This window comes from Bradyrhizobium sp. UFLA05-109 (genome assembly GCF_054185165.1).
Genome location: NZ_JBBIAR010000018.1, coordinates 24,855 through 47,914, shown reverse-complemented (window position 1 = coordinate 47,914; position 23,060 = coordinate 24,855). Strand labels below are relative to the sequence as shown.

Below are 23,060 nucleotides of genomic sequence, written 5' to 3'. Positions count from 1 at the left end.
TCGCTAACGCGGAATTAATCCGAAAAGCCCACAATTTTGGGCAGTTGTAGATGGGGGCTGCGCAGGCGTCGTGAGGACGTTCCGCCGACGGCTTCCTATTGCTTGCTCATTTGGGTTCAATGCACGTGACCACGACATCCGAAACACAAGGCCTCGCCGAGCAACTCGGCCCCGCAGCACTCGCGGTCGCAGCCCCAGAAGCTCCGGTACTGATCAAGCGGTCCAGCCGGAAATCGGTTCTGGCACTGTCCGCGTGTGCCTTGGCCATCAATGGCGCGGCGGCCATCTATACACTGCCGTTTGATTTTCCGTCACCGAATGTCAGCAGCTTGGCTGAACTGCTTCCGCGTTGGGAATCTTCCGCGCCAAAACCGGATCCGGTTGTCGCTGCTTTGAAGGATATTCAGTCGGCCCAGCAGCAACATGCCGCCTCGCTGCAGGAGAACAATCACTCATTACAGCAAAATGCAGCTCTGCAGCAGCAGGATTCAGCTATCCTCGGCTCTCTGCGACAGAGCATCACGGACGAACGGGTCGATGTGAAGAAGATATCGGCGCAGCTTTCTACGCTGATCGCGAAGGTCGACTCGCTGCAAAGTGCCATGATGTCGGAAATAACCTCTTCCATCCCAAGAGGGCGCGCTCGTGATCGACTGGCGATGCGCAAACGGATGGCTCGGCAGTCGAAATCTTTAGGGCCCGTTTCAGTTGGAGGAGCGCCCCTGACTACGCCAGCCACAGTTTCAGCCCCGGAAAGCTGAAGACGCGTCAAGCGCCAACCAAAATTGTATTCGGTGACAGTGCACTCAACTCTCTCCGTTTCCACGCCGGACGACACGGCAAAAAATTACGGTGACACCCAATTCTCGTCCGACCGCAATTCGAAGTGATCGGCACCAATCATCATCATAGGCCTATATTCGACAGTATCTGAGCATCGTGGATGCCGGAGGATTGCGGCCGGTCCGTTCACCCGCGTAATCTTGTCATGCCCGATGGTGATCAGGTCGAGATATCGTCGCGGCCGCACTTCCGCTGATTGTGAGGCTGTCCTATGCACCCGAATTCGATGACCATTCCGTCTGGCCGCTTGCCGCCCGGCGCCTTCGGCCATACGCGCAGCGTCGTGCGCCGCAACTATGCCTTCATGCCGCCTGAAGGCATCATGGACAGCTATCTGCCCGCATATGAAAAGACGATCGTCCGTTTTCAGGCAGCGCCGGCACTCGGAGCAAAATTCGCACAGGCGATGCTCGAGATCGAGGTCGGTGGCGGCACGCGCGCGCCGATCGGCGATCGCCTCCAGCGCTTCTTCTACGTCATCGGCGGCACGGTACTGCTTTCCGTGAATGACGCGGCACAGATCGAACTTGGCCCGGAGGGCTATGCCTATCTGCCGCCGCACACACGGTTTTCGCTTCGGAACGCCGGAGCGAACCAGGCGCAGGTCATCGGTCTCTGGAAGCCTTACGAGGCAATAGACCTGCCGCAGCCAGATCCGATCGTGTCGCACAGGAAAAACGTGGAATGTATCAACCACAATGGCACGGAAGGTCGTACCTGGGAGCACTTGCTCGGCTTCAACGACTTACGGTTTGACATGGAGATGAACATCCTGAGCTTCCAGCCGGGAGCACATTTTCCAGATGTCGAGACACACATCATGGAGCATGGCCTTTACATGCTGGAAGGCCAGGGCATGTATCTCCTCGGTGCCGACTGGCACGAGACCTGGACCAGCGACTTCATCTGGATGGGCCCGTATTGCCCGCAGCTCTTCTACCCGACGGGGTGGAGCAAAGCCGCCTATCTCCTCTACAAGGATGTTAATCGCGACGTCACCTTCTGACGCGCATCAAAATGCAGTCCAGAAACTCTAACGTTTCGAGCGCAAGCGCGCGCATGAACCCGCTGGCGTGTTCGATTTGAATGCGCAAGTACTTTGCCTGCAGGGCGAGACGCGCACCACTATAACAGAAATGTCGTATTTCAAGATCGCGTGTATCATCTCTTCGCCGCCTTGAATGGCGCGCAATAGCTCTACGTATACCGGCGAGCGGAGAAGCTTCTCATGCAGTCGTCGGAATGGACAGGGATAACCATCGCAGCCGCGGTCGCTGTTATCGCAATCTCGTTCTTGGCAGTCGACGCGACCCTAGACATGAGTTTCAGCGGGTTCGCGAGGCGCCTGGAAGCAGCGCAAGCCTCGATATCGGACGTCGCAATGACTCATTACCGACTGGCCTATGCCGCTCAGACGTGGGTCCGTTGGAACTCCCAGAAGCAGTCTTGCACGGTCGAATAGTTTCGCCCGCGATTGCGCTGAGACAGACCTTCGGATGTCCGGACACATTCCTCCTGGTGACGGGTGAGGCGATCTCGGCCACCAGCACCTCGTTCGCCCCCTCGCCCATACAAAAGATTTCCTTCGGGCTGACGTTCGGCTGACCCTCGGCATCCACTGTGGCGAGCCAGCAGAGCACCGATGCGTCAATTGCGGTACGCAGCCGTTCCGAGATATCCATGCTGTTCTGCTTTCGCGACTGGAAAGGATACAACCTTTCCGGGTCTCATCGGCGCCGTCCGACTTGCTGCGATGATGGCATAGTGCCGGTGATTTGCCCGACGCGTCAACCGATTTCGAAAAATCCGCAAGGCATCGCGCAGCCCTCACCAGCTACTTTGCATGGGGTTGTTTTCGAGATTTTGTTTTCGGGACGCGGCAGCCGCCGCTACCCCATCGGCACGCAACCATCAGGGGCGGCAACACCCGTGCCGTGCCCCCAATCAATCCGCCCGCCAGATGGTTTGAAAAATGGTCGGAGCGAGAGGATTTGAACCTCCGACCCCTAGTCTCCCAGACTAGTGCGCTAACCGGGCTGCGCCACGCTCCGAACGTCGTTCCATTAGCTAGGATCGCCGCTTTGCGCAAGGCGAGGCCCCAGCATTTTGGTGTCCTCGCCTCGAGGTCCCGCCCCCTGCAAAGCCTGCCGAATGCGGCCCCTACCCGTCCTTCAGCGCCTGATCCAGCATTTCCCGGCAGGCGACGAGGTCGGCGAGCACCCGTCCCAGCCGCTCCCGGTCGATGGCGCTCGGGCCAGCGGGGGCTGCGGGGGCTCCGCCCTTGCGGAAGGTGGTGAGGATTTCCTCGTCGTCGATCTCGGCGAAGCGGAAATCGATGCCTTCCTCCTCCTCGCCCTGATAGTCGTCATCGTCGGTATCGGCGACGCCACGGATTTCGGGTTCGTCCTCGGGCTCCATCAGGCTCTGCCCGATGGCGTCCTCGATCGCGCCGAACGAGACCGCGGCCGACGAATCGGCGAGCCCCTGGACCGACTTGATGCCGTGCTCCTTCAGGATCCGCTGCACGCCGCGGATGGTATAGCCCTCACCGTAGAGCAGCCGGCGGATGCCCTTGAGCAGGTCGACGTCGTCGGGGCGGTAGTAGCGGCGGCCGCCGCTGCGCTTCATCGGCTTGATCTGGGAGAAGCGGGTCTCCCAGAACCGCAGCACGTGCTGCGGGATGTCGAGGTCCTGCGCTACTTCGCTGATGGTGCGGAACGCATCCGGCGCCTTGTCCAAGGGCCTCATCCTTTCGGAAGGCGATTTTACGCCTCCAGTTCAGTCTTGGTGCCGTCGCCATTGGCCTTGTGCTGCGAATTGATCCGCTGCTTCAGGATGGCGGACGGCTTGAACACCATCACCCGGCGCGGCGAGATCGGCACCTCGGTACCGGTCTTCGGATTGCGTCCGATACGCTGACCCTTCTTACGCACCATGAAGGACCCGAACGAGGACAGCTTCACCGTCTCGCCTCGCTCAAGACAATCGGTGATCTCCTTCAACACGAGTTCCACGAAGGCAGACGATTCCGTCCGCGACAGGCCGACCTTTTGGTAGACGGCCTCGCAGAGATCAACACGCGTTACGGTTTTAGTAGTCTCGGTCATCGCCCTGCCCCACACCACGGCGAACAATTGTCGTCTAAAATTATGAGGTTACGAGACAACGGTCAACCCGCTCATCCGAGCTTGAGTCGACAAAATGGCCCGTAATCCCGGCAAAATTTTATCGATCGCGCTCTACTACCAGCGCACGAGTGCGGAGCCCCAGGTGAAGCCGCCGCCCATCGCTTCGAACAGCAGCAGATCGCCCTTCTTCACCCGGCCGTCCTTCACCGCGACCGACAGCGCCAGCGGTATAGAGGCCGCCGAGGTGTTGCCGTGCTTGTCGACGGTCAGCACCACTTTCTGCGGCGCAATATGCAGCTTGTGGGCGGACGCATCGATGATTCGCTTGTTGGCCTGGTGCGGGATGAACCAGTTGATGTCCTCGGCGGTCATGCCGGTGGCGTTGAAGGCATCGACGATCACGTCGGTGATCATGCCGACCGCGTGCTTGAACACCTCCTTGCCTTCCATGCGCAAGTGACCAACGGTCCGGGTCGAGCCGGGGCCCCCGTCGACGAACAGCTTGGCCTTGTGGCGGCCGTCCGAACGCAGATGCGTGGTCAGGACGCCGCTGTCGGAGGTCTTGCCCGGTTGCGTCTGCGCTTCCAGCACGATGGCGCCGGCGCCGTCGCCGAACAGCACACAGGTGCCGCGGTCGTTCCAGTCGAGGATACGCGAGAAGGTTTCCGCGCCGATCACCAGCGCGCGCTTGTAGGCGCCCGTGCGCAAGAAGTTGTCGGCAGTGGCGAGCGCGAACACGAAGCCGGAGCAGACCGCCTGCAGATCGAACGCCACGCCATGGTTGATGCCGAGCCCGTGCTGGACGGCGACTGCGGTCGCCGGAAACGTGTTGTCGGGCGTCGAGGTCGCGAGCACGATCAGATCGATCGCCTGCGGATCGAGCCGGGCATGCGCGAGCGCTGCGCGCGCCGCCCTGATCGCAAGGTGCGAGGTGAACTCGTCGTCGGCCGCGATGTGACGCTCGCGAATGCCCGTGCGTTGCACGATCCACTCGTCCGATGTGTCGATGCGGGCCGCCAACTCTGCATTGGTCACGACACGCTCCGGCAAATAGCTGCCGCAGCCGAGCACGACCGATCGAATTTGAGTCACGAAACAGCCTCCTGCGCGGTCGGCACTGAAGTCAGCGCGCCACCGTCGCGGTTGAGCATCTGATTGATCTTGGTCAGGAGATCGTAATGCACCATCTCATAGCCAACATCGATCGCATAGGCAAAGCCTTCGGCGCTGGTTCCACCATGGCTCTTGACCACCAGCCCCTTCAATCCAAGGAACATACCGCCGTTGGACTTGTTCGGGTCCATCTTGTCACGCAGGGCCTGGAAAGCGCTGCGCGCGAAGAGATAACCGAGCTTGGACAGCCAGCCCCGCTGCATTTCATTGCGGAGCAGTTCAGCCATCTGCCGCGCCGTTCCCTCGGCCGCCTTGAGCGCGATGTTACCGCTGAAGCCCTCGGTGACGATCACGTCGGCCAACCCCTTGCCGATGCCGTCCCCCTCGACGAAGCCGATATAGTCGAGCTGCGGCAGGTTCATCGCGCGCAGCGTCTCGCCGGCCTCGCGGATCTCCTCGTGGCCTTTGATCTCCTCGGTTCCGATATTGAGCAGGCCGACCGTGGGGCGCGGCTTGTTGAACAAGACGCTTGCCATCGCTGCGCCCATGACGGCGAGCGACACCAGGTGGTGCGCATCGCCGCCGATGGTGGCGCCGAGGTCGAGCACGACGGAATCGCCACGCTTGGTCGGCCATATCCCGGCAATGGCCGGACGGTCGATGCCGGGCAGCGTGCGCAGGTGGAAGCGCGACATCGCCATCAGTGCGCCGGTGTTGCCGGCAGAGACCGCAACATCCGCCTCGCCCTTTTTCACGGCGTCGATCGCGAGCCACATCGATGAGGTCTTGCGCCCGCGCCGCAGCGCCTGGCTCGGCTTGTCCGCCCCGCTGACGGCGACGTCGGTGTGGATCACCTTCGAGGCGGCTTTCAGCGAGGGGTGCTTGCCGAGCTCCGGCTCGATCTTGGCGCGGTCACCAACCAGCAGGAATTCGATATCGGGATGCCGGGCAAGCGAGATGGCCGCGCCAGGAATGACGACGGGGGCGCCGACGTCGCCTCCCATGGCGTCAAGCGCAATTCGAACCTTGCTTGGCATGAACGTCCCGGAAACCTGGTCTCGTGCGGTCTAGAAACTCGCGGGGCCGCGAAATGGGTTCGCCATCATCAACAGCGATCGGCCAGGCGCCACACACGCACCCGGACCGGGCCGCGACAATAGCGTTTCCCCGCGTCGAAACAACCTCTTGACCCCAGCCTTTTACATCCCGGGCGATCCCGGGATTGGCCCCGCCCTGGCGATAAAATGGCCATGAAATCAAACCGATGAGGCAATCTTTCAACCTGACGAGGCAAACCATTCATGCACATCGCAAAGCGAACCCGCCCGCGCCGCACAGTTATTTGCCCTCATTTGCGTTTGGGCTTGTCCCGGAGCGCCTTCAAGGCCGCAAAGGGGTGATCTTCGGGATCAGGGGCCGTCACCTGCGCTTCGAACACCGCACCCGGCTTACGCGGATAGGGGTCGATGCCCAGAAAGAGGGCGTCCGTCGCCAGCCGGCCGAGGTCGATGACGCCCGCGATGATCGCCTCCGGCGGCTCCGGGACAGCCTGCGCGTCGTCGCTGTCCTGCCCCTCCTCGATGAGGTCAGCCAGTCGCCGCGCCTCGGCTTCGGGGGCGAACATCAAGTCGATCTCCTCGTCGATTTCGCTCTCGATCGGGTCGAGCGTCACCACGCAGGTCTGGCCGATTCGCGCCCGGACGTTGCCGGTGACATGCACACGCCCGCCGCTCTTCGGGGACACGTCGAATGAGGCCTGGGCGGAGAGAACCTCGCGAACCCCAGCGACCTCGGCTATGGCCTCGCGCTCGCGGCTCGATGCCTCGATCTGGCGATGCAGGCCAGTGTCCGGGATCTGCGCCACGATCACCGGCACGCGCCACGGATCGGTCCCGGGTCCGGCATTTGGTCTGGTCATGGCGCCACATGCTCCCCTGGCGGCGGTGGAAACGCGAACGATCCGCGCAGCAGCGCGCCCTGGTCGGTCCGGGCGAGATCAGCCTCCGTGGCCCTGGCATAGGCCGCAAGCCGTCGCGCCTGCGCGCTTTCAGTCCCATTCAAGATATTCTTGCAGAACGCCGATGCCAGCGCCTCGCCGCCCTCGTCCATGGCCTGGTCGTAGGCCCGCGCCCGGCCATAAAAGGCCTCTCCAAAGGCCCGCATGCGCTTGGGAACGGTCTGATCCCCGACGCCCATCTCCCGCAGATTATCGTCCATGTCCTCGCAAAAGCGGTCGAACAGCGCCTGCGACAGCTCGGTGGCGTCGGAAGCTGCCCGCAGCCGGCGCAGCAGGAGCCACAAATGAAGGAGAAGCAGGTCGAATCGGCCGTCAACCGTGTCCGGGACGGCCAGGTCACGGTAAAACATGGGTTCTCGCGCCTGCGTCACGATCATGCCATAGATGGTCTCAATGGTGCCGCGCGGGGCTAGCCGGGGTTTCCTGAAGTGTTTGAACGGCCAGAGCATTGTGGGTTCCACAAGCGTGCGCGCGCGGGTTGCGCTCGCCGCGTCTGCCCGGTACTTCAGCGCCTCGCGCGACGCAAGGGGACGGGATAGTTCCGAGAATGACCAATTCGAGCCAGACCAGCTACCACGGAGCCAGGGCGCGCAGCCGTTACGCGCGCTGGCGCGCCGTCGCCGCCGCGGCGCTCGTCAGCATCGCGCTTGCCGCCTGCACCGGCGAGCAGTTCCAAAAGGGCTACATCCTGCCGCCCGGTGCGCTCGAACAGATTCCGCTCGGCGCAAGCCAGGATCAGGTGTTGATCGTGATGGGCACGCCCTCCACCGTCGCAACTCTCGACGGCGAGGTGTTCTACTACATCTCCCAGCGCTCTGAGCGTCCCGTCGCCTTCATGAACCAGAGCGTGGTCGACCAGCGCGTCATCGCGATCTACTTCGACAAGAACCGGCGCGTACGCCGGCTTGCCAACTACGGCATGCAGGACGGCAAGATTTTCGACTTCATCAGCCGCACCACGCCGACCTCGGGCCAGGAGCTCAACTACCTCACGCCACTGTTCAAGCTGCTCAGCTTCAACTGAGGTCAGGTTGCGGCGTCGTGCCGCTCCACGTTGCGTGCGGTTGTGCCCAGCGTTCCCTACGCTCCCTGCAAGACAAGAAGCAGGGAGCGGATTCGTGACCAGGACATCCTTTTCCCGCCGGCGCGTGCTTACCGGCGCGGCAGCCCTGTCGACGGCGCCGATCCTGCCGCGCACGAGCCTTGCGGACTGGAAGCCCACCGAGAACATCCGCATCATCGTGCCGGCTGCTGCCGGCGGCTCGACCGACGTCATGGGGCGGCTGCTCGCAGCCCATCTCCAAACCACCTGGGGCGAGTCCGCGGTCGTGGAGAACCGCTCGGGCGGCGGCGGCACCATCGGCACCACCGAAGCTGCGCGCGCCAAAGCGGATGGCCACACCATCCTGATCGGCAATCCCGGCCCCAACGCGATCGCCTACAGCATCTTCAAGAACCTCAGCTACAAGGCCGACCAGCTCCAGGCGGTCTCCAACATGATCCGGATCCCGAACATCGTCTCGGCGCATCCGAAGACCGGCATCAAGTCGATCGGAGAGCTGATCGGCGTCATTCCGGGGCGATGCGAAGCATCGAACCCGGAATGACGTGACAAGCTCAAACAAAAACCCCGCGGCTTGTGCCGCGGGGTTTTGTTCATGCGGTGGCTGACACCGCTCAGTGCGCGAGGATCGCCAGCAGCAGCAGCGCCACGATGTTGGTGATCTTGATCATCGGGTTGACCGCGGGGCCGGCCGTGTCCTTGTAGGGGTCGCCAACGGTGTCGCCGGTCACGGCGGACTTGTGGGCGTCGGAGCCCTTGCCGCCGAAATGGCCGTCCTCGATGTACTTCTTGGCGTTGTCCCAGGCGCCGCCGCCCGAGGTCATCGAAATCGCGACGAACAGGCCGGTCACGATCACGCCGAGCAGCATGGCGCCGACCGCCGAGAACGCTGCCGACTTGCCGGCCGCGCCGCCTCCCGCGATCGCATAGATCAGGAAGTAGACCACGATCGGCGAGAGCACCGGCAGCAGCGACGGGATGATCATCTCCTTGATCGCCGCCTTGGTCAGCAAGTCGACCGCCTTGCCGTAGTCCGGCTTGTCGGTGCCCTGCATGATCCCCGGCTTCTCGCGGAACTGGCGACGCACCTCTTCCACGATCGCGCCGGCCGCACGGCCCACAGCGGTCATGCCCATCGCGCCGAACAGGTACGGCAACAGGCCACCAAACAGCAGCCCCACCACCACGTAGGGGTTGTTCAGTGAGAAGTCCGGATTGACGCCCGCGAAGTAGGGGTGCTCCGCCGACCCCGCAACGAAGAACTTGAGGTCCTGGTTATAGGCCGCGAACAGCACCAGGGCGCCGAGACCGGCGGAGCCGATCGCGTAGCCCTTGGTTACCGCCTTGGTGGTGTTGCCGACCGCGTCGAGCGCATCGGTCGACTTGCGCACCTCCTTGGGCAGACCCGCCATCTCAGCGATGCCGCCGGCGTTGTCGGTCACCGGGCCGAAGGCGTCGAGCGCGACGACCATGCCGGCGAGCGCCAGCATGGTGGCGGTCGCGATCGCGATGCCGAACAGGCCGGCAAGGCTGTAGGTGACGAGGATGCCGGCGATGATGACGATCGCGGGCAGTGCCGTCGCTTCCATCGAGACCGCGAGGCCCTGGATCACGTTGGTGCCGTGACCGGTCACCGAGGCCTGGGCGATCGACTTCACCGGACGATAGTCGGTTCCGGTGTAGTACTCGGTGATCCAGATGATCAGCGCGGTCACGACGAGGCCGACCACGCCGCATTCGAACAGGGCCGCCCCGGTGTAGTCGACGCCCTCGAGCTTGCCGAAGCCGATCAGGTAGTAGATCACGCCGGCGATGCCGATCAGCGACAGGACGCCGGTCGCGATCAGTCCCTTGTAGAGCGCACCCATGATCGACTGGCTCGGCCCGAGCTTCACGAAGAAGGTGCCGATGATCGAGGTGATGATGCAGATGCCGCCGATCGCGAGCGGCAGCGTCATCATGCTGGCGAGGATCGGCGTCTTGGCGAAGAAGATCGCCGCCAGAACCATGGTGGCGACCGCAGTCACCGCATAGGTCTCGAACAGGTCGGCGGCCATGCCGGCGCAGTCGCCGACGTTGTCACCGACGTTGTCGGCGATCGTCGCCGGATTGCGCGGATCGTCCTCGGGGATGCCGGCCTCGACCTTGCCGACGAGGTCGCCGCCGACGTCCGCACCCTTGGTGAAGATGCCGCCGCCGAGACGGGCGAAGATCGAGATCAGCGAGGCGCCGAAGCCGAGCGCGACCATGGCGTCGACGACGGTGCGGCTGTCAGGTGCGAGCTTCAGCGAATAGGTCAGGAAGCCGAAGTAGAGGGTCACGCCGAGGAGCGCGAGGCCCGCCACCAGAAGGCCGGTGATGGCGCCCGCCTTGAAGGCGAGCTCGAGACCGCCGGCCAGCGACGTCGTCGCAGCCTGGGCGGTGCGCACATTGGCGCGGACCGAGACATTCATGCCGATGAAGCCGGCCGCCCCCGACAGGATGGCGCCGATGGCAAAGCCGACGCCGACGTAGATACCCAGGAAATAGGCGAGCAGCACGAAGATGACGATGCCGACGATGCCGATCGTCGTGTACTGGCGTCGCAGATAGGCCTGCGCGCCCTCACGGACCGCTCCGGCGATTTCCTGCATGCGAGGCGAGCCCGCATCCGCACCCAACACCGAAGACGTCGCCCAGATCGCGTAGACGACAGAGAGCACTCCGCAGAGCACTATCAACCATAATGCTGTCATGTGAATTTTGCCTCAGATCCTTGATGTACCCCCAGCGCCGATTTTTTCCCGTCGTGACGGAGTGGCGCCTTTAAAGCGGGACCGCGCCTCCCCAAAAGGAGCAGCCCCGATGGGCGGGGACCTTGCCAAAATCGCCATGCCCGTGCAACGTCGGAGGCGCGAAAATCGTTGATCTCGGCAGGTCCTTAGGTCGTAGGCGTCCGTTTCGCGGAAATTGCTAGAAGTGACTGTAGGACAACCGCTTGAGGACCAGTTCCCGGCCCTCGCCATCCAGGAAGCGCGGTGCCTCATTTCCCGGCACTATCGTTCCAATGGCGGTCACGGCCACGCCAACCGTCCGTCCGGCCGCAATCAGGTCGGTACAACGCGCCTCAGGAACAGTGCATAGAAGCTCGTAGTCGTCGCCACCGGATAGCAGCGCGTCGATCCCGACGGCGCCACGCGCAACGAGGCCGGCGGCCGGCGCCGACAGCGGCACGCTGGCCGAATCGATCGTGGCTGACACGCCTGAAGCTGCACAGAGCTTGGCGAGATCGCCGGCAAGCCCGTCAGAGACATCCATCGCAGCGCTCGCACAGTCGCGCACCGCCTTTGCCAGCGCGTTGCGTGGTTGCGGGACGCGGTAGCGTGCGACCAGGATATCCCGTGCTGCCGGATCTGATGCGAGCACGTTCGCGGCAACACCGCCCTTGAGCACATCGAGGCCGAGTGCGGCATCGCCGATCGTGCCGGTCACCATGATGCGGTCGCCGGCTTTGGCACCGGTGCGGCCGACCATCCGCCCCGACGGCACGCGGCCGAAGGCTGTAATCGAGATCATCTGCGGCCCGGGCGTCGAGACTGTGTCGCCGCCGAGCAATGGGCACGCGAAGCTATTGGCGTCCTCACCCAGAGCATCGGCAAATGGCTTCAGCCAGGCATCGTCCTTGCTGCGGAGCGCCAGCGTCAGCACGAAGCCCGCCGGCGTGGTACCCTTTGCCGCAAGGTCGGACAGGTTCACCCGGAGCGCTTTGCGAGCGATCGTACCGGGCGGGTCGTCGGCAAGATAGTGCACGCCTTCGACCACGGCGTCTGTGGTGACGACGACGTCATCATCGGCGGAGGATTTCAGGATGGCAGCATCATCGACCAGCGCGAACGCGCCGGGGTCAGTTGCCAGCGGCTTGAAATAGCGCACGATGAGCGAGTCTTCGCCGGAGGGATTGTGCGAGCTTGCCATCAACGCCAGCCCCATACCGAACGGTCATCGCCCGGCTTGACCGGGCGATCCAGTATTCCAGAGACGGTCGTGCTGAGTCGATAGGCCGCGGCGTACTGGATGCCCCGCCTTCGCGGGGCATGACGGCAGAGCATGGGGCTAGCGTGTTGCTTCAATTTGACGCCCCTCGACTTACGACTACCGCCCGAACTCGTCGCCGCGAAAGTGACGGCCGATCTGGTCGAGGACCGCGTTGACCATGCCGGTCTCCTCGCGATCGACGAAGGCGTTGGCGACGTCGACATATTCAGAGACCACGACGCGGCCCGGCACGTCCTTGCGATGCTCCAACTCGTAGGCCCCTGCCCGCAGCACCGCGCGCAGGATCGCCTCGATGCGCTTCAGAGGCCAGCCCTTCGAGAGCGCCTCGTCGATCAGGGGATCGAGCTTTTTCTGGTCACGCACGACGCCCGAGACGACGTCGCGAAAGAAGGCCGCTTCCGCCGGCAGATATTTGTCGCCTTCGACCTCGTTGCCGAGCCAATGGCTCTCGAACTCGGCGAAGATGTCATTGATGCCGGCGCCCGCAATATCCATCTGGTAGAGTGCCTGCACGGCCGCGAGCCGGGCGGCGCCGCGCCGGTTCGCCTTTTTCTCCGCCCCGCCGGGCTGTTTCTTGGTGTCGGCCATGGCTCAGGCCCGCGCCAGGCGGCGCTTGATGCGCAGCATGGCCAGCGCCGCGCGCGCAGCATCGCCGCCCTTGTCGAGCTCGCTCGCGCGCGCTCGCGCCCAGGCCTGCTCCTCATTGTTGACGGTGAGGATGCCATTGCCGAGCGGCAGCTTGCGCGCCACGGCGAGATCCATCAGCGCACGGGAAGATTCCTGCGAGACGATCTCGAAATGAATGGTGTCGCCGCGGATCACGCAGCCGAGCGCGATCACAGCATCATAGGGTTTCCCGTTGCTCGCGGCAGCATCGACTGCGATGGCCACGGCTGCCGGGATTTCCAGCGCTCCGGGAACCGTAATCACGTCATGGGTCAGGCCGGCCGCCTTCAGCTCGGCGACCGCGCCTTCCAGAAGCGCATCCTGGAGGTCGTCGTAGAAGCGCGCTTCGACAATCAGCGCACGCGCGCCCGAAATGTCGGTCTGGTCGTTCAGGGGTGCGCGCCGCGCGTCTGCCATCGTTCAATCCGTTTTACTGAGGTCGGCGCGTTATGTAGTCGCCGCAAGCGGTTAAGCCAAGTTCAAAAGACACTATCGCCGCCGCATGACGGCCGTGCCATTACTTCATTTCCGTCAGCCGCGCTGCATAGCGGGCCATCAGATCGACCTCGATATTGACCTCGTCCCCGGCGCGCCAGGCACCGATGGTTGTAACGCTGAGGGTGTGCGGGATGATCAGGACCGAAAAGGTCACGTCCTTGACCGTATTGATGGTCAAGGACACGCCATCCAGCGTGATCGAGCCCTTGGTCGCGATGAAGCGCGCAAGCTCGCGCGTGGTCTTTAGCTCGAACCGCGCCATGTCAGGCAAGTCCTCGCGGCTGAGAAGCGTCGCGATCCCGTCGGCGTGGCCTGCGACGATATGGCCGCCGAGCTCGTCACCGATTTTCAGCGCGCGCTCGAGGTTGAGCTTCGTGCCGGTCTTCCAGTGCTTGGCCGTCGTCAGCGCCAGCGTCTCCGCCGCGGCGTCGACGTCGAACCAGGTTTTGCCGCTTTCAACGCCGGAAGCCACCACCGTCAGGCAGACGCCATTGCAGGCGATCGACGCGCCATCAGCGATGGTCGCACGATCGTAGCGGCAGGCGATGCGCAAGCGATGCAACTGGCCCTGCGCCGTCGGCGTGAAGCCGACGATCTCGCCGATATCGGTGACAATGCCGGTGAACATTAAGCGCGCTCGTAGATGGTGAGAGTATCCCTGTCGAATGTTTCGCTAGCATGAATGCGATAGTATTTCGAATGCGTGACTGAGCTGAGAGGTAGTCCGTCCAAGGCCTTGACGCCATCGGTTCCTATCGTTTCAGACCCACGGAATAACCAGATCTCATCAGCAAGATCCCACGCAACAAACGACGACGCCACGTGGCTGCCGCCCTCGACCATCAGCCGCGTGATGCCCTTCTCGGCCAGCGCGTGCAGCACCGCAGGAAGATCGAACCCCGGCGTGCTGCCGGGCGGCATGCGCAGGACCTGGGCACCGGCCGCACCAAGCCGCGTAGCCGCGGCCGCTTCCGCGAGCTCGGAGCCGATCACCCAAAGCGGCGTCTCGCGCGCTGAATGAACGAGTTGGCTCGACGTCGGAATACGTAAATTGCGGTCGAGCACCACTCGTACCGGCGAGCGCGCCTCCATGCCCGGTAACCGGCACGTCAACAGCGGATCGTCCGACAGCACCGTGCCGATGCCGACCAAAATCGCGTCGCTCTGCGCGCGCAACAGGTGCACGCGGTCGCGCGCGGCCTCTCCCGTGATCGCGACCGGCTTGCCGCCGGCCGCCCCGATCTTGTCGTCGGGCGAGACCGCCAGCTTCAGGATCACATGCGGGCGCTTGTCGCGGATGCGGCGGAAATGACCGGCATGGTCGTAGGCCGCATCCGCAGCACAGAGCCCGACATCGACGCTGATGCCGGCTGCCCGCAAGCGCGCGTGGCCTTGTCCTGCGACTTCCGGATTGGGATCCTCGATCGCCGCCACCACGCGCTTGATGCCGGCCGCGATCACCGCGTCCGCGCAAGGCGGCGACTTGCCGAAATGCGAGCAGGGTTCGAGCGTGACATAGAGCGTCGCGCCACGGGCCGCCTCGCCCGCTCGTCGCAGCGCCTCCGGCTCGGCATGCGGGCGACCGCCGGGTTGCGTCCAGCCGCGCCCGACGATCACGCCGTCCTTGACGATGACGGCACCGACGGCAGGGTTCGGCCAGGTGCGCCCCTGCCCGCGCCGGCCAAGCGCCAGCGCAAGCTGCATGAAGCGGCGATCAGCATCGTTGGACTCACGGGCCTTCTGCGCGAGCTGATCCTCCAGAATGCGGAAGATCATTTGCGTATCGCGGCGAGCCGCGCTTCCTCCTCACCGGAGAGCTCGCCGAGCACGTCGGCGAAATCCTTTGCCTCGCGGAAATTGCGGTAGACGGAGGCGAAGCGCACATAGGCGACGTCGTCGAGCGTGCGCAGATGCTCCATCACCGTCTCGCCGATCACCTCCGAGGAGATCTCGGCTTCGCCGGCGGTCTCGAGCTCGCGCACGATGGCAGAAACCATCTTCTCCACCCGCTCGGGCTCAACAGGCCGCTTGCGCAAGGAGATCTGCACCGAGCGCATCAGCTTGTCGCGGTCGAACGGCACACGGCGGCCGTTGCGCTTGATCACGGTGAGTTCGCGCAGCTGCACGCGCTCGAAGGTGGTGAAGCGGAAATTGCAAGCGACGCAGATGCGCCGCCTGCGGATCACTGACGAGTCCTCGGTCGGACGCGAGTCCTTAACCTGCGTATCGAGACTGTTGCAGTTGGGACAGCGCATCCGCTTGTTATCCGGTCTTACTGGTAGATCGGGAAGCGATCGGTGAGCGCCTTGACCCGTTCCTTGATCGCGGCTTCCACCAGCGGCGCCTTGCCGTCGGAGGACTGTGCGATCGCGTTCAGGACTTCAGCGATCAAGCCGCCGACCTGCTGGAACTCGGCAACGCCGAAGCCACGCGTGGTCGCCGCCGGCGTGCCGAGGCGCAGGCCTGAGGTGACGAAAGGCGTCTCGGGGTCGAAGGGGATGCCGTTCTTGTTGCAGGTGATGGCCGCACGGACCAGCGCCTTCTCCGAGACGTTGCCCTTCAGGCCCTTCGGCCTGAGGTCAACCAGCATCAGGTGATTGTCGGTGCCGCCGGAGACGATATCGAACCCGTGGCTGCGCAGCGTTTCCGCGAGCGCCTTGGCGTTCTCGACGACGTTTTTCGCGTAGACCTTGAAGTCCGGCCTCAGCGCCTCGCCGAAGGCGACCGCCTTCGCCGCGATCACATGCATCAGCGGGCCGCCCTGGAGGCCAGGGAAGATCGCCGAGTTGAGCTTCTTGGTCAGCGTCTCGTCATTCCACAGGATCAGGCCGCCGCGCGGGCCGCGCAGCGATTTGTGCGTCGTCGTGGTGGTGACATGCGCATACGGCACCGGCGAAGCATGCACGCCACCGGCCACGAGGCCCGCGAAATGCGCCATGTCGACGAGGAGGTAGGCGCCGACGCTGTCGGCGATCTCGCGAAAACGCCTGAAGTCCCAGGCGCGCGAATAGGCCGAGCCGCCGGCGATGATCAGCTTCGGCTTGACCGTTTCGGCCTGCTTGGCCACCCCGTCCATGTCGATGATCTGGTCCTCGCGCCGCACCGTGTAGTGCGAGGCCTTGAACCACTTGCCGCTCATGTTGACGGGCGAACCGTGGGTGAGATGGCCGCCGGCGGCCAGATCAAGGCCCATGAACGTGTCGCCGGGCTGCATCAGCGCCAGGAACACGGCCTGATTCATCTGGCTGCCGGAGTTCGGCTGCACGTTGGCAAAGCTGGCACCGAACAGCCGCTTGGCGCGATCGATCGCCAGGTTCTCGGCAACGTCGACCCATTCACAACCGCCATAGTACCGCGCGCCGGGATAACCTTCCGCGTATTTGTTGGTCATCACCGAACCCTGCGCTTCCAGCACGGCCCGGCTGACGATGTTCTCGGAGGCGATCAGCTCGATCTCGTGGCGCTGACGGCCGAGCTCGCCCTTGATGGCGGCGGCGATCTCCGGGTCGGCCTGCTCAACGGAGGCCGTGAAAAACGAATCGGGCGCGGAAGCGGTTTTTGCGGAAGTCATCGGCGAATATCTCCACCGCCGCAGCCTTTTTGGCGGGCTACGGTCGGTCTTGTGTGGCGGTTGGAAGCAGGCGCGATCTACCACATCGGCCCGCCCCGGCCAAGCTTTTGCGGGTCGGGGGCGATAATTATGCCAGATGTGGTGGGATACCAGCCCGGCAACTGGGGGGCATGCCTGCCCTACCCTTTCACCGCGGCATCACACCCTACTCCGGCCGGCTAGCCGATGGGTTGCAACCCAGCCGCGATCCGCCTCTCGTTGCAGAGCGTCCGATGCAGCGCGCTTGGCTGCACCGCACATTCGGGGGTGGCCAATTCGCGCCAATCCGTGGCATCAACCGTGATGCCGCAGTCGGCGAGCCAGCGCCGCCCGGTCGCAAAGCCCTCCGGATCGGAAAAGGTGTTGTCGCCGAGCATGGCCTCAGCCAAGTTACGTCCCTGCATCAGGTCGAACTGGCCTTCGGTATCGAGTTTGACGATCAACGCCGTCTCGATCGGCGTCCGTTCAGGGCCGTGCCAGTAGCCGATCATGTCCCCATCGTCGCTCGTCGCGACGAAAGTGATGAGCGCGATCAGCTCATCAATGGCCGCGACATTTGCCATGATGCGGGGATTTTGCCGATCGCTGTCGTTGAGGTAGGAGCCGGTCAGCAAAGGATAGTCGCGCCCGGGGACCAGCAGCGAATAGCGCAGCGCCTCACAGATCGGATCGATGTCGTCCTTGCCGGCGTGCGCGGCGATTTCGAGCAGAGCCCGCAGGTCGGGCGGGGCGATCTGCCCCTTCAGGATTTCCTTTTGGAACATCTGGATTTGGCGGAGTGGCATCAAGCGATCTCGGCTCTCTGTCGTTGCGTTGCCGTCGTTGGTCGCCGATGACGTCCGGGCGGTTCGATGGGCTGGCCGGGGCAGCCGCCTGCTCGACCGCGCTGGAAGGCCGGCCGCGCATGCAACCCGTTTCGGTCTGATTGCTGGTTTGGCCGCCTCTCCTCACAAACCGGTGTAACCCGCCTTCACCGGGTCGATGCTGCCGTCGAGCTCACGCAGATAGGTCAGGCCGCAGACCGTCAACCGATGAGTGTCCTTCTCGCCCGCCTCAACCAGCGTATTGAGGTAGTTCGTCACCTTGGCCCTCGCCTCGTCGCTGGCCGCAGCGGTGCGGTTGGCCAAGAGGTCATAGGTCTTCATGATGCGGTCGATGGCGGCTTCCATGGCATCCTCTGTTTGATCTGAATTTTGGGGAATGCTGTCAGGCACGCGCTTCCGCCTCGAAGGCGGCCTCGAATTTGACGATCGCCTTGTTGGCAAGCCTGATCTTGTTGAATTCGCCGTGCTGGAACAGCTGCACGATGATCTTCAGCAGCCGCTCATCGGTGACGAGCGTATCGGGGAGCGCGCCGGCTCTGCGCAGATAATTTGCGGCGATGGCATACGCCTCGCTCACAATCTCCACGTTCATAGTCTGTAGTCCACGCTCGACCAGCATCGCATGCCTCCGATCCGAAGGGGATAAGCCGCGAGCCAACGGCTAGTTCCGCAAAGGCGCTGCTTTTTTTCGCAGATGCAAAAACGCAAAACGCACCGGTCCGGGCAAAGCCGGGCCGGCGCGATTGGGGAAGTTCAGGCACGTTCGAGAGGCGCGCCGGTCTTGTTTGGGGCCGGCTTTTGCCCCTCCGAAAAACTCAGAGCCGATACAGGATCTGGTCGGTCCAGAACCGCTCGAGGCGGTGCAGCGACTTGTTCAGTGTGGAGAACTCCTCGCCCGAGATGCCGCCGACCTGCTCCACCGTCTTGACGTGCTTCTGGTAGAGCGCGTCGACGATGCGGCGAACTTCCTGGCCCTGCGGGGTCAGGCGAATGCGCACCGAGCGGCGATCAACGCGCGAGCGCTGATGATCGAGGAAGCCGAGCTCGACGAGCTTCTTCAGGTTGTAGGAGACGTTGGAGCCGAGATAATAGCCGCGCGTGCGCAGCTCACCTGCGGTCAGCTCCTTGTCGCCGATGTTGTAGAGGAGCAGCGCCTGCACCGAGTTGATGTCGGCGCGGCCGCGACGATCGAATTCATCCTTGATAACGTCGAGCAGGCGGCGATGCAGCCGCTCCACCAGAGTCAAAGCTTCCAGATAGAGCGACTGCACCGAGCCCTGCTGGCCGGCGACGCGCTCTGCGGTATCTGCCGCAGTTGCGACGGCTTTCATCATGACACTTCCCCTGTTGTCGTTTTTGTCGACACTTATTCGACGAAACTTTTGTCCCGCCTGATAGCCGCAACTTAAGGGGAGGCGTTTGAAGATCAGCTTAAATAAGAGAATAAAGAGATCATGAATTTAAGACAGTGAATCGCGGATTAAGCCTGTGCAACAAGGACTTTTCGCAACCCTCTGTTGACGGTGGCAAGGTCCTGTTCACCCTCCGTCCGCACCACTTGTCGCATTCCAGAACAGCCTTGCCCTGTTTCGAAACGGGAGCGTAAGAGCTGTGGCGGATCACGCGGGATCTTCGAAAACTTGCCGCAAATTTGAAGCAACCATCGATCAACCATCGATGCGCGAAAACACACTCTGACGCGCCGCAGCGTGCAATGCTGCTGCGCAGTGCCGCCCGGACCGACAATCGTGGAAAATGGGTCTCGCACCACATCGTGGGTGCACTGCGCAAAATCAGAATTGCGGTTTGCTATGGCGGGCGCTCGCGCGCGGCCATCCAGGCGAGCGCGAGATAGGCGGCGAGCATGAAAGCTTCGACGGCAACCACGATGAGACTGCCGCCATAGATGCCGGGGAACATCAGTTCGATCACCGCCATCGACACCACCGTCGTGAGCCATACGACCGCGCCCCAGGGCGTGGCGAGCCAGAGGCCGACGGCGGCGACGAGCTCGATCACGGCGAAGTAGACGGTTGCAGCCTGCCAGGCCATCGACTGGTTCTCGAACGCATCGTCCTCGCCGCCGACGAAGCCGGTGACCTGCGCCCAGTGGTAGAGACCCTTGAGGATCGAGAGCAGCGCCATCACGCGCAGGAACAGCACGAGCCGCCGCGTCCAGACGTTCTCGTCGGACTCCGGCCGCTCGGACGACAGCGCGGCCACCGACATCGCACTGGCGCTATCTCTGGTGTTGTCCCTGGCGCTGTCGCGGCCGGCATCGCGGGTTGATATCTCGGACATGGCTCCCCTTCTGGCCGCTTCGCCAGGCAAAATCAATCGGTCTGCTCCCGGGTTGCGCAAGGTCAAGCCGCGGTGACGGGAACCATGCGAGCTGGTATAAGAATAATTCCATTCCTTCATGATCCGGACCCGGAGGGCCGCGTTAGCGCAAAGTGTGCAGCGGTTTTCCGAAAAGATCATGCTCAAACAACAACTAAGCGCGATGATGAGTCATCGCGCTGGAGATACCTACGATGGCGATCAAGTACGGACGTCCGATCGAATTGCGCGAGGTGGCGCGTGGAAGCGCGGCGGCCTCGCCGGCCCTGGATCTGACCGTCCGCCCCCGCCGCAACCGCAAGGCCGAATGGGCGCGGCGCCTGGTGCGCGAGAACGTGCTCACCACGGATGATCTGATCTGGCCGCTGTTCCTGATCGACGGCAGCAACAAGCGCGAAGCGATTGCCTCGATGCCCGGCGTCGAAAGGCTCAGCGTCGACCAGGCAGTGCGTGAGGCCGAGCGCGCGATGAAGCTGACCATCCCCTGCCTTGCGCTGTTTCCCTACACGGAAGCCTCGCTGCGCGACGAGCATGGCTCGGAAGCGACCAATCCGGATAACCTCGTCTGCCAGGCCGTGCGCGCGATCAAGAAGGAATTCCCTGACATCGGCATCCTCTGCGACGTCGCGCTCGATCCCTTCACCAGCCACGGCCATGACGGCCTGATCGCCGACGGCAGGATTTTGAACGACGAGACGGTCGCCGTGCTCGTGCGCCAGGCGCTGGTGCAGGCGGAAGCCGGCTGCGACATCATCGCGCCCTCCGACATGATGGATGGCCGCGTCGGCGCGATCCGCGAGGGGCTCGACCTTGCCGGCCTGCTCGACGTGCAGATCATGGCCTATGCGGCGAAATACGCCTCCGCCTTCTACGGCCCGTTCCGCGACGCCATCGGCTCGGCCAAGACGCTGACCGGCGACAAGCGCACCTATCAGATGGACAGCGCCAACACCGATGAGGCGTTGCGCGAAGTCGAGCTCGACATCGCCGAAGGCGCCGACATGGTGATGGTGAAGCCGGGCATGCCCTATCTCGACGTCGTGCGGCGGGTAAAGGACACTTTTGCGATGCCGACCTTCGCCTACCAGGTCTCCGGCGAATACGCGATGATCGCGGCAGCCGCCGGCAACGGCTGGCTCGACGGCGAGCGCGCGATGATGGAGAGCCTCCTCGCCTTCAAGCGCGCCGGCGCCGACGGCGTGCTGACGTATTTCGCGCCGAAGGCGGCGGAGAAGATCAAGGCGCAGAGTTAATACAACTTCCGTCATTCCGGGGCGGTCCGCAGGACCGAACCCGGAATCTCGAGATTCCGGGTTCGATGCTGGCGCATCGCCCCGGAATGACAGTGCCCAAATCACCGCCCCCGAATCGCCGGAATATTTCCGCTTGTTAATCCCCGCAGCCTTGGCAGGGGGACGGCCCGATCCCATGTGCTGCCACGGGTGTTTCCGATCGGGAGGACGGACCATGTCGTATTCGAATTCGGGCAATTCGGGTCCCAATTCGGGTCCCTGGCGCAATGACGGCGGGGTTCCGCCGCATGCCTATGATCCCTATCTCCAGCCGGAGTTGTTCCACGGCGTGGCGACGCGGCGGGTGTTCGCATTCCTGATCGACCTTATCGTGATCTCGGTTCCGGTGATCCTCGGCTACATCTTCATCGCCGTGTTCGGCGTCGTCACGCTCGGCCTCGGCTGGGCGCTGTTCTGGCTAGCCTGGCCGGCCTCGGTGATCTGGGCCGTGGTCTATTACGGCGCCTGTATCGGCGGTCCGTATTCCGCGACGGTCGGCATGCGGGTGATGGATCTGGAGTTGCGCACCTGGTACGGGGCACCCGGCTATTTCGTGCTTGGTGCCATGCACGCGGTGCTGTTCTGGGTCTCGATCTCGTTCCTGACGCCGCTCGTGGTCCTCGTCGGCCTGTTCAACGGCCGACGGCGCCTGCTGCACGATATCGTGCTGGGAACGGTCATCATCAACAACTCCGTCCGCTCGCCCGTCCCGCAGACCGCGAGAACCTACTAGCGAACCTACTAGAGCGCCTCTTAAACCACATTGTGAGCAGACCGATTGACCATGAGCCTCCGTAGCGCGATGCTGATACCCGTTTCGGAGGCCCACGACGTCCCTTGACCCAGCACTCGCGCGACACCCCCCAATTCTACCTCACGGCGCCCTCGCCCTGCCCGTACCTACCGGGCCGGCATGAGCGCAAGGTGTTTACGCACCTCGTGGGGGACCGCGCCGGCGACCTCAACGATCTCCTGACTCACGGCGGCTTCCGCCGCAGCCAGTCGATCGCCTATAGGCCCGCGTGCGACCAGTGCCGCGCCTGCGTCTCGGTCCGGGTGGTCGCCAACGAGTTCCGGCCGTCCCGCAACTTCCGCAAGGTGATGGCGCGCAACGCCGACATCATCGGCGAGCAGCGCAGCGCGGTGCCGACCTCGGAGCAGTATTCGGTGTTCCGCGGCTATCTCGACGCCCGCCACCGCCACGGCGGCATGGCCGACATGACCGTGCTCGACTACGCCATGATGGTCGAGGACAGCCATGTCGAAACCCGCATCATCGAGTACCGCAAGCGCGGTCCCGACAGCGGCATCACCGGCCGAGGCGAGGAGCTTTTGGCGGTCGCGCTGACCGACGTGCTCAGCGACGGGCTGTCGATGGTCTATTCCTTCTTCGAGCCGAGCCAGGTCGGCCGCTCGCTCGGCACCTTCATGATCCTCGATCACATCGCCCGCGCACGGCGCCAGGGCCTGCCTTACGTCTATCTCGGCTACTGGATCGAGGGCTCCAAGAAGATGGATTACAAGGCGCGCTTCCTGCCGCAGCAGCGCCTCGCGCCCTCCGGCTGGCTGCGCATCGACGCCCAAGGTGACACGGCCTCAGAGCCGCAGGATTAGGGCTTCCGAAAAACTTC

The 23,060-nt window shown here is 63.6% G+C and carries 26 protein-coding genes, 1 tRNA gene and 1 pseudogene; 7 read left to right on the top strand and 21 right to left on the bottom strand.

Going from position 1 to position 23,060, the window contains the following annotated elements:
* The first annotated feature begins 119 nt into the window (after positions 1 to 119).
* Together Q3C01_RS15280 and allE are read left to right on the top strand one after the other, a co-directional pair.
* A complete protein-coding gene (locus Q3C01_RS15280; protein WP_458146152.1) occupies positions 120 to 761 on the top strand; it encodes a hypothetical protein in 642 nt (213 codons plus the stop codon).
* A 308-nt stretch (positions 762 to 1,069) separates the two neighbouring features.
* A complete protein-coding gene (gene allE / locus Q3C01_RS15275) occupies positions 1,070 to 1,849 on the top strand; it encodes a (S)-ureidoglycine aminohydrolase (protein WP_458146151.1) in 780 nt (259 codons plus the stop codon).
* 319 nt (positions 1,850 to 2,168) lie between these two features.
* Here the strand turns inward: allE and Q3C01_RS15270 are convergent, their stop codons facing one another.
* The 8 genes from Q3C01_RS15270 to Q3C01_RS15235 all read right to left on the bottom strand — a co-directional run bounded on the left by Q3C01_RS15270 (position 2,169) and on the right by Q3C01_RS15235 (position 7,550).
* Positions 2,169 to 2,525: a pyridoxamine 5'-phosphate oxidase family protein gene (locus tag Q3C01_RS15270; RefSeq protein WP_458146150.1), complete on the bottom strand. Its 357-nt coding sequence runs from the start codon at positions 2,523 to 2,525 to the stop codon at positions 2,169 to 2,171.
* 291 nt (positions 2,526 to 2,816) lie between these two features.
* Positions 2,817 to 2,894, bottom strand: a tRNA-Pro gene (locus Q3C01_RS15265).
* Positions 2,895 to 3,003: 109 nt separating this feature from the next.
* On the bottom strand, positions 3,004 to 3,582 hold the full coding sequence (locus tag Q3C01_RS15260) for a MerR family transcriptional regulator (RefSeq protein WP_458146149.1): 579 nt from the start codon (positions 3,580 to 3,582) through the stop codon (positions 3,004 to 3,006).
* 26 nt (positions 3,583 to 3,608) lie between these two features.
* Positions 3,609 to 3,950 (bottom strand): integration host factor subunit alpha, encoded by a 342-nt coding sequence (locus Q3C01_RS15255; RefSeq protein WP_458146148.1) that lies wholly within the window; start codon positions 3,948 to 3,950, stop codon positions 3,609 to 3,611.
* A gap of 135 nt (positions 3,951 to 4,085) precedes the next feature.
* Positions 4,086 to 5,063, bottom strand: a complete 978-nt coding sequence (locus Q3C01_RS15250; protein WP_458146147.1) for a beta-ketoacyl-ACP synthase III — start codon at positions 5,061 to 5,063, stop codon at positions 4,086 to 4,088.
* Positions 5,060 to 6,121 carry a phosphate acyltransferase PlsX gene (plsX, locus tag Q3C01_RS15245; RefSeq protein WP_458146146.1) on the bottom strand — a complete coding sequence of 354 codons (1,062 nt, stop codon included), beginning with the start codon at positions 6,119 to 6,121 and terminating at the stop codon, positions 5,060 to 5,062. The genes Q3C01_RS15250 and plsX overlap by 4 nt, the downstream gene beginning before the upstream one ends.
* Positions 6,122 to 6,432: 311 nt before the next feature.
* Positions 6,433 to 7,002 (bottom strand): YceD family protein, encoded by a 570-nt coding sequence (locus Q3C01_RS15240; RefSeq protein WP_458146145.1) that lies wholly within the window; start codon positions 7,000 to 7,002, stop codon positions 6,433 to 6,435.
* Positions 6,999 to 7,550, bottom strand: coding sequence for a ubiquinol-cytochrome C chaperone family protein (locus tag Q3C01_RS15235; protein WP_458146144.1), 552 nt, complete (start codon positions 7,548 to 7,550; stop codon positions 6,999 to 7,001). Before Q3C01_RS15235 ends, Q3C01_RS15240 begins: the two co-directional genes overlap by 4 nt.
* A gap of 98 nt (positions 7,551 to 7,648) precedes the next feature.
* Between Q3C01_RS15235 and Q3C01_RS15230 the strand changes: the two genes are divergently transcribed.
* Positions 7,649 to 8,125 carry an outer membrane protein assembly factor BamE gene (locus Q3C01_RS15230; protein WP_458146143.1) on the top strand — a complete coding sequence of 159 codons (477 nt, stop codon included), beginning with the start codon at positions 7,649 to 7,651 and terminating at the stop codon, positions 8,123 to 8,125.
* Between the two features lie 94 nt (positions 8,126 to 8,219).
* A pseudogene (locus tag Q3C01_RS15225) lies at positions 8,220 to 8,675 on the top strand (Bug family tripartite tricarboxylate transporter substrate binding protein); the annotation flags it as partial.
* A 103-nt stretch (positions 8,676 to 8,778) separates the two neighbouring features.
* On the opposite strand, the gene Q3C01_RS15220 reads toward Q3C01_RS15225, so the two are convergent.
* From Q3C01_RS15220 to Q3C01_RS15160, 13 genes are all read right to left on the bottom strand, one after another.
* Positions 8,779 to 10,899 carry a sodium-translocating pyrophosphatase gene (locus Q3C01_RS15220; protein WP_458146142.1) on the bottom strand — a complete coding sequence of 707 codons (2,121 nt, stop codon included), beginning with the start codon at positions 10,897 to 10,899 and terminating at the stop codon, positions 8,779 to 8,781.
* A gap of 217 nt (positions 10,900 to 11,116) precedes the next feature.
* Entirely contained in the window at positions 11,117 to 12,118 is a 1,002-nt protein-coding gene (gene thiL / locus Q3C01_RS15215; protein ID WP_458146141.1) for a thiamine-phosphate kinase, read from the bottom strand.
* A 177-nt stretch (positions 12,119 to 12,295) separates the two neighbouring features.
* A complete protein-coding gene (gene nusB / locus Q3C01_RS15210) occupies positions 12,296 to 12,787 on the bottom strand; it encodes a transcription antitermination factor NusB (RefSeq protein ID WP_458146140.1) in 492 nt (163 codons plus the stop codon).
* A gap of 3 nt (positions 12,788 to 12,790) precedes the next feature.
* Positions 12,791 to 13,282 (bottom strand): 6,7-dimethyl-8-ribityllumazine synthase, encoded by a 492-nt coding sequence (gene ribH, locus Q3C01_RS15205; protein ID WP_458146139.1) that lies wholly within the window; start codon positions 13,280 to 13,282, stop codon positions 12,791 to 12,793.
* Between the two features lie 100 nt (positions 13,283 to 13,382).
* Positions 13,383 to 13,991, bottom strand: coding sequence for a riboflavin synthase (locus tag Q3C01_RS15200; protein WP_458146138.1), 609 nt, complete (start codon positions 13,989 to 13,991; stop codon positions 13,383 to 13,385).
* Positions 13,991 to 15,139: a bifunctional diaminohydroxyphosphoribosylaminopyrimidine deaminase/5-amino-6-(5-phosphoribosylamino)uracil reductase RibD gene (gene ribD / locus Q3C01_RS15195; protein WP_458146137.1), complete on the bottom strand. Its 1,149-nt coding sequence runs from the start codon at positions 15,137 to 15,139 to the stop codon at positions 13,991 to 13,993. The genes Q3C01_RS15200 and ribD overlap by 1 nt, the downstream gene beginning before the upstream one ends.
* Positions 15,136 to 15,618 carry a transcriptional regulator NrdR gene (nrdR, locus tag Q3C01_RS15190; protein ID WP_027522895.1) on the bottom strand — a complete coding sequence of 161 codons (483 nt, stop codon included), beginning with the start codon at positions 15,616 to 15,618 and terminating at the stop codon, positions 15,136 to 15,138. Before nrdR ends, ribD begins: the two co-directional genes overlap by 4 nt.
* Positions 15,619 to 15,635: 17 nt before the next feature.
* Positions 15,636 to 16,934: a serine hydroxymethyltransferase gene (gene glyA / locus Q3C01_RS15185; protein ID WP_458146136.1), complete on the bottom strand. Its 1,299-nt coding sequence runs from the start codon at positions 16,932 to 16,934 to the stop codon at positions 15,636 to 15,638.
* 218 nt (positions 16,935 to 17,152) lie between these two features.
* Entirely contained in the window at positions 17,153 to 17,758 is a 606-nt protein-coding gene (locus tag Q3C01_RS15180; protein WP_458146135.1) for a hypothetical protein, read from the bottom strand.
* Positions 17,759 to 17,920: 162 nt separating this feature from the next.
* Positions 17,921 to 18,142 carry a hypothetical protein gene (locus Q3C01_RS15175; protein ID WP_458146134.1) on the bottom strand — a complete coding sequence of 74 codons (222 nt, stop codon included), beginning with the start codon at positions 18,140 to 18,142 and terminating at the stop codon, positions 17,921 to 17,923.
* A 37-nt stretch (positions 18,143 to 18,179) separates the two neighbouring features.
* Entirely contained in the window at positions 18,180 to 18,416 is a 237-nt protein-coding gene (locus tag Q3C01_RS15170) for a hypothetical protein (RefSeq protein WP_458146133.1), read from the bottom strand.
* A 196-nt stretch (positions 18,417 to 18,612) separates the two neighbouring features.
* Complete coding sequence (gene ldtR / locus Q3C01_RS15165; RefSeq protein WP_027522899.1) at positions 18,613 to 19,131, bottom strand: transcriptional regulator LdtR; 519 nt, start codon at positions 19,129 to 19,131, stop codon at positions 18,613 to 18,615.
* A gap of 475 nt (positions 19,132 to 19,606) precedes the next feature.
* A complete protein-coding gene (locus tag Q3C01_RS15160; RefSeq protein WP_458146132.1) occupies positions 19,607 to 20,098 on the bottom strand; it encodes a DUF6163 family protein in 492 nt (163 codons plus the stop codon).
* 233 nt (positions 20,099 to 20,331) lie between these two features.
* Here Q3C01_RS15160 and hemB point away from each other — a divergent pair, with 233 nt between their 5' ends.
* The 3 genes from hemB to Q3C01_RS15145 all read left to right on the top strand — a co-directional run bounded on the left by hemB (position 20,332) and on the right by Q3C01_RS15145 (position 23,043).
* A complete protein-coding gene (gene hemB / locus Q3C01_RS15155; protein WP_458146131.1) occupies positions 20,332 to 21,390 on the top strand; it encodes a porphobilinogen synthase in 1,059 nt (352 codons plus the stop codon).
* 214 nt (positions 21,391 to 21,604) lie between these two features.
* Complete coding sequence (locus Q3C01_RS15150) at positions 21,605 to 22,162, top strand: RDD family protein (protein WP_458146130.1); 558 nt, start codon at positions 21,605 to 21,607, stop codon at positions 22,160 to 22,162.
* A gap of 104 nt (positions 22,163 to 22,266) precedes the next feature.
* Complete coding sequence (locus Q3C01_RS15145) at positions 22,267 to 23,043, top strand: arginyltransferase (RefSeq protein WP_458146129.1); 777 nt, start codon at positions 22,267 to 22,269, stop codon at positions 23,041 to 23,043.
* The last annotated feature ends 17 nt before the right edge of the window (positions 23,044 to 23,060 follow it).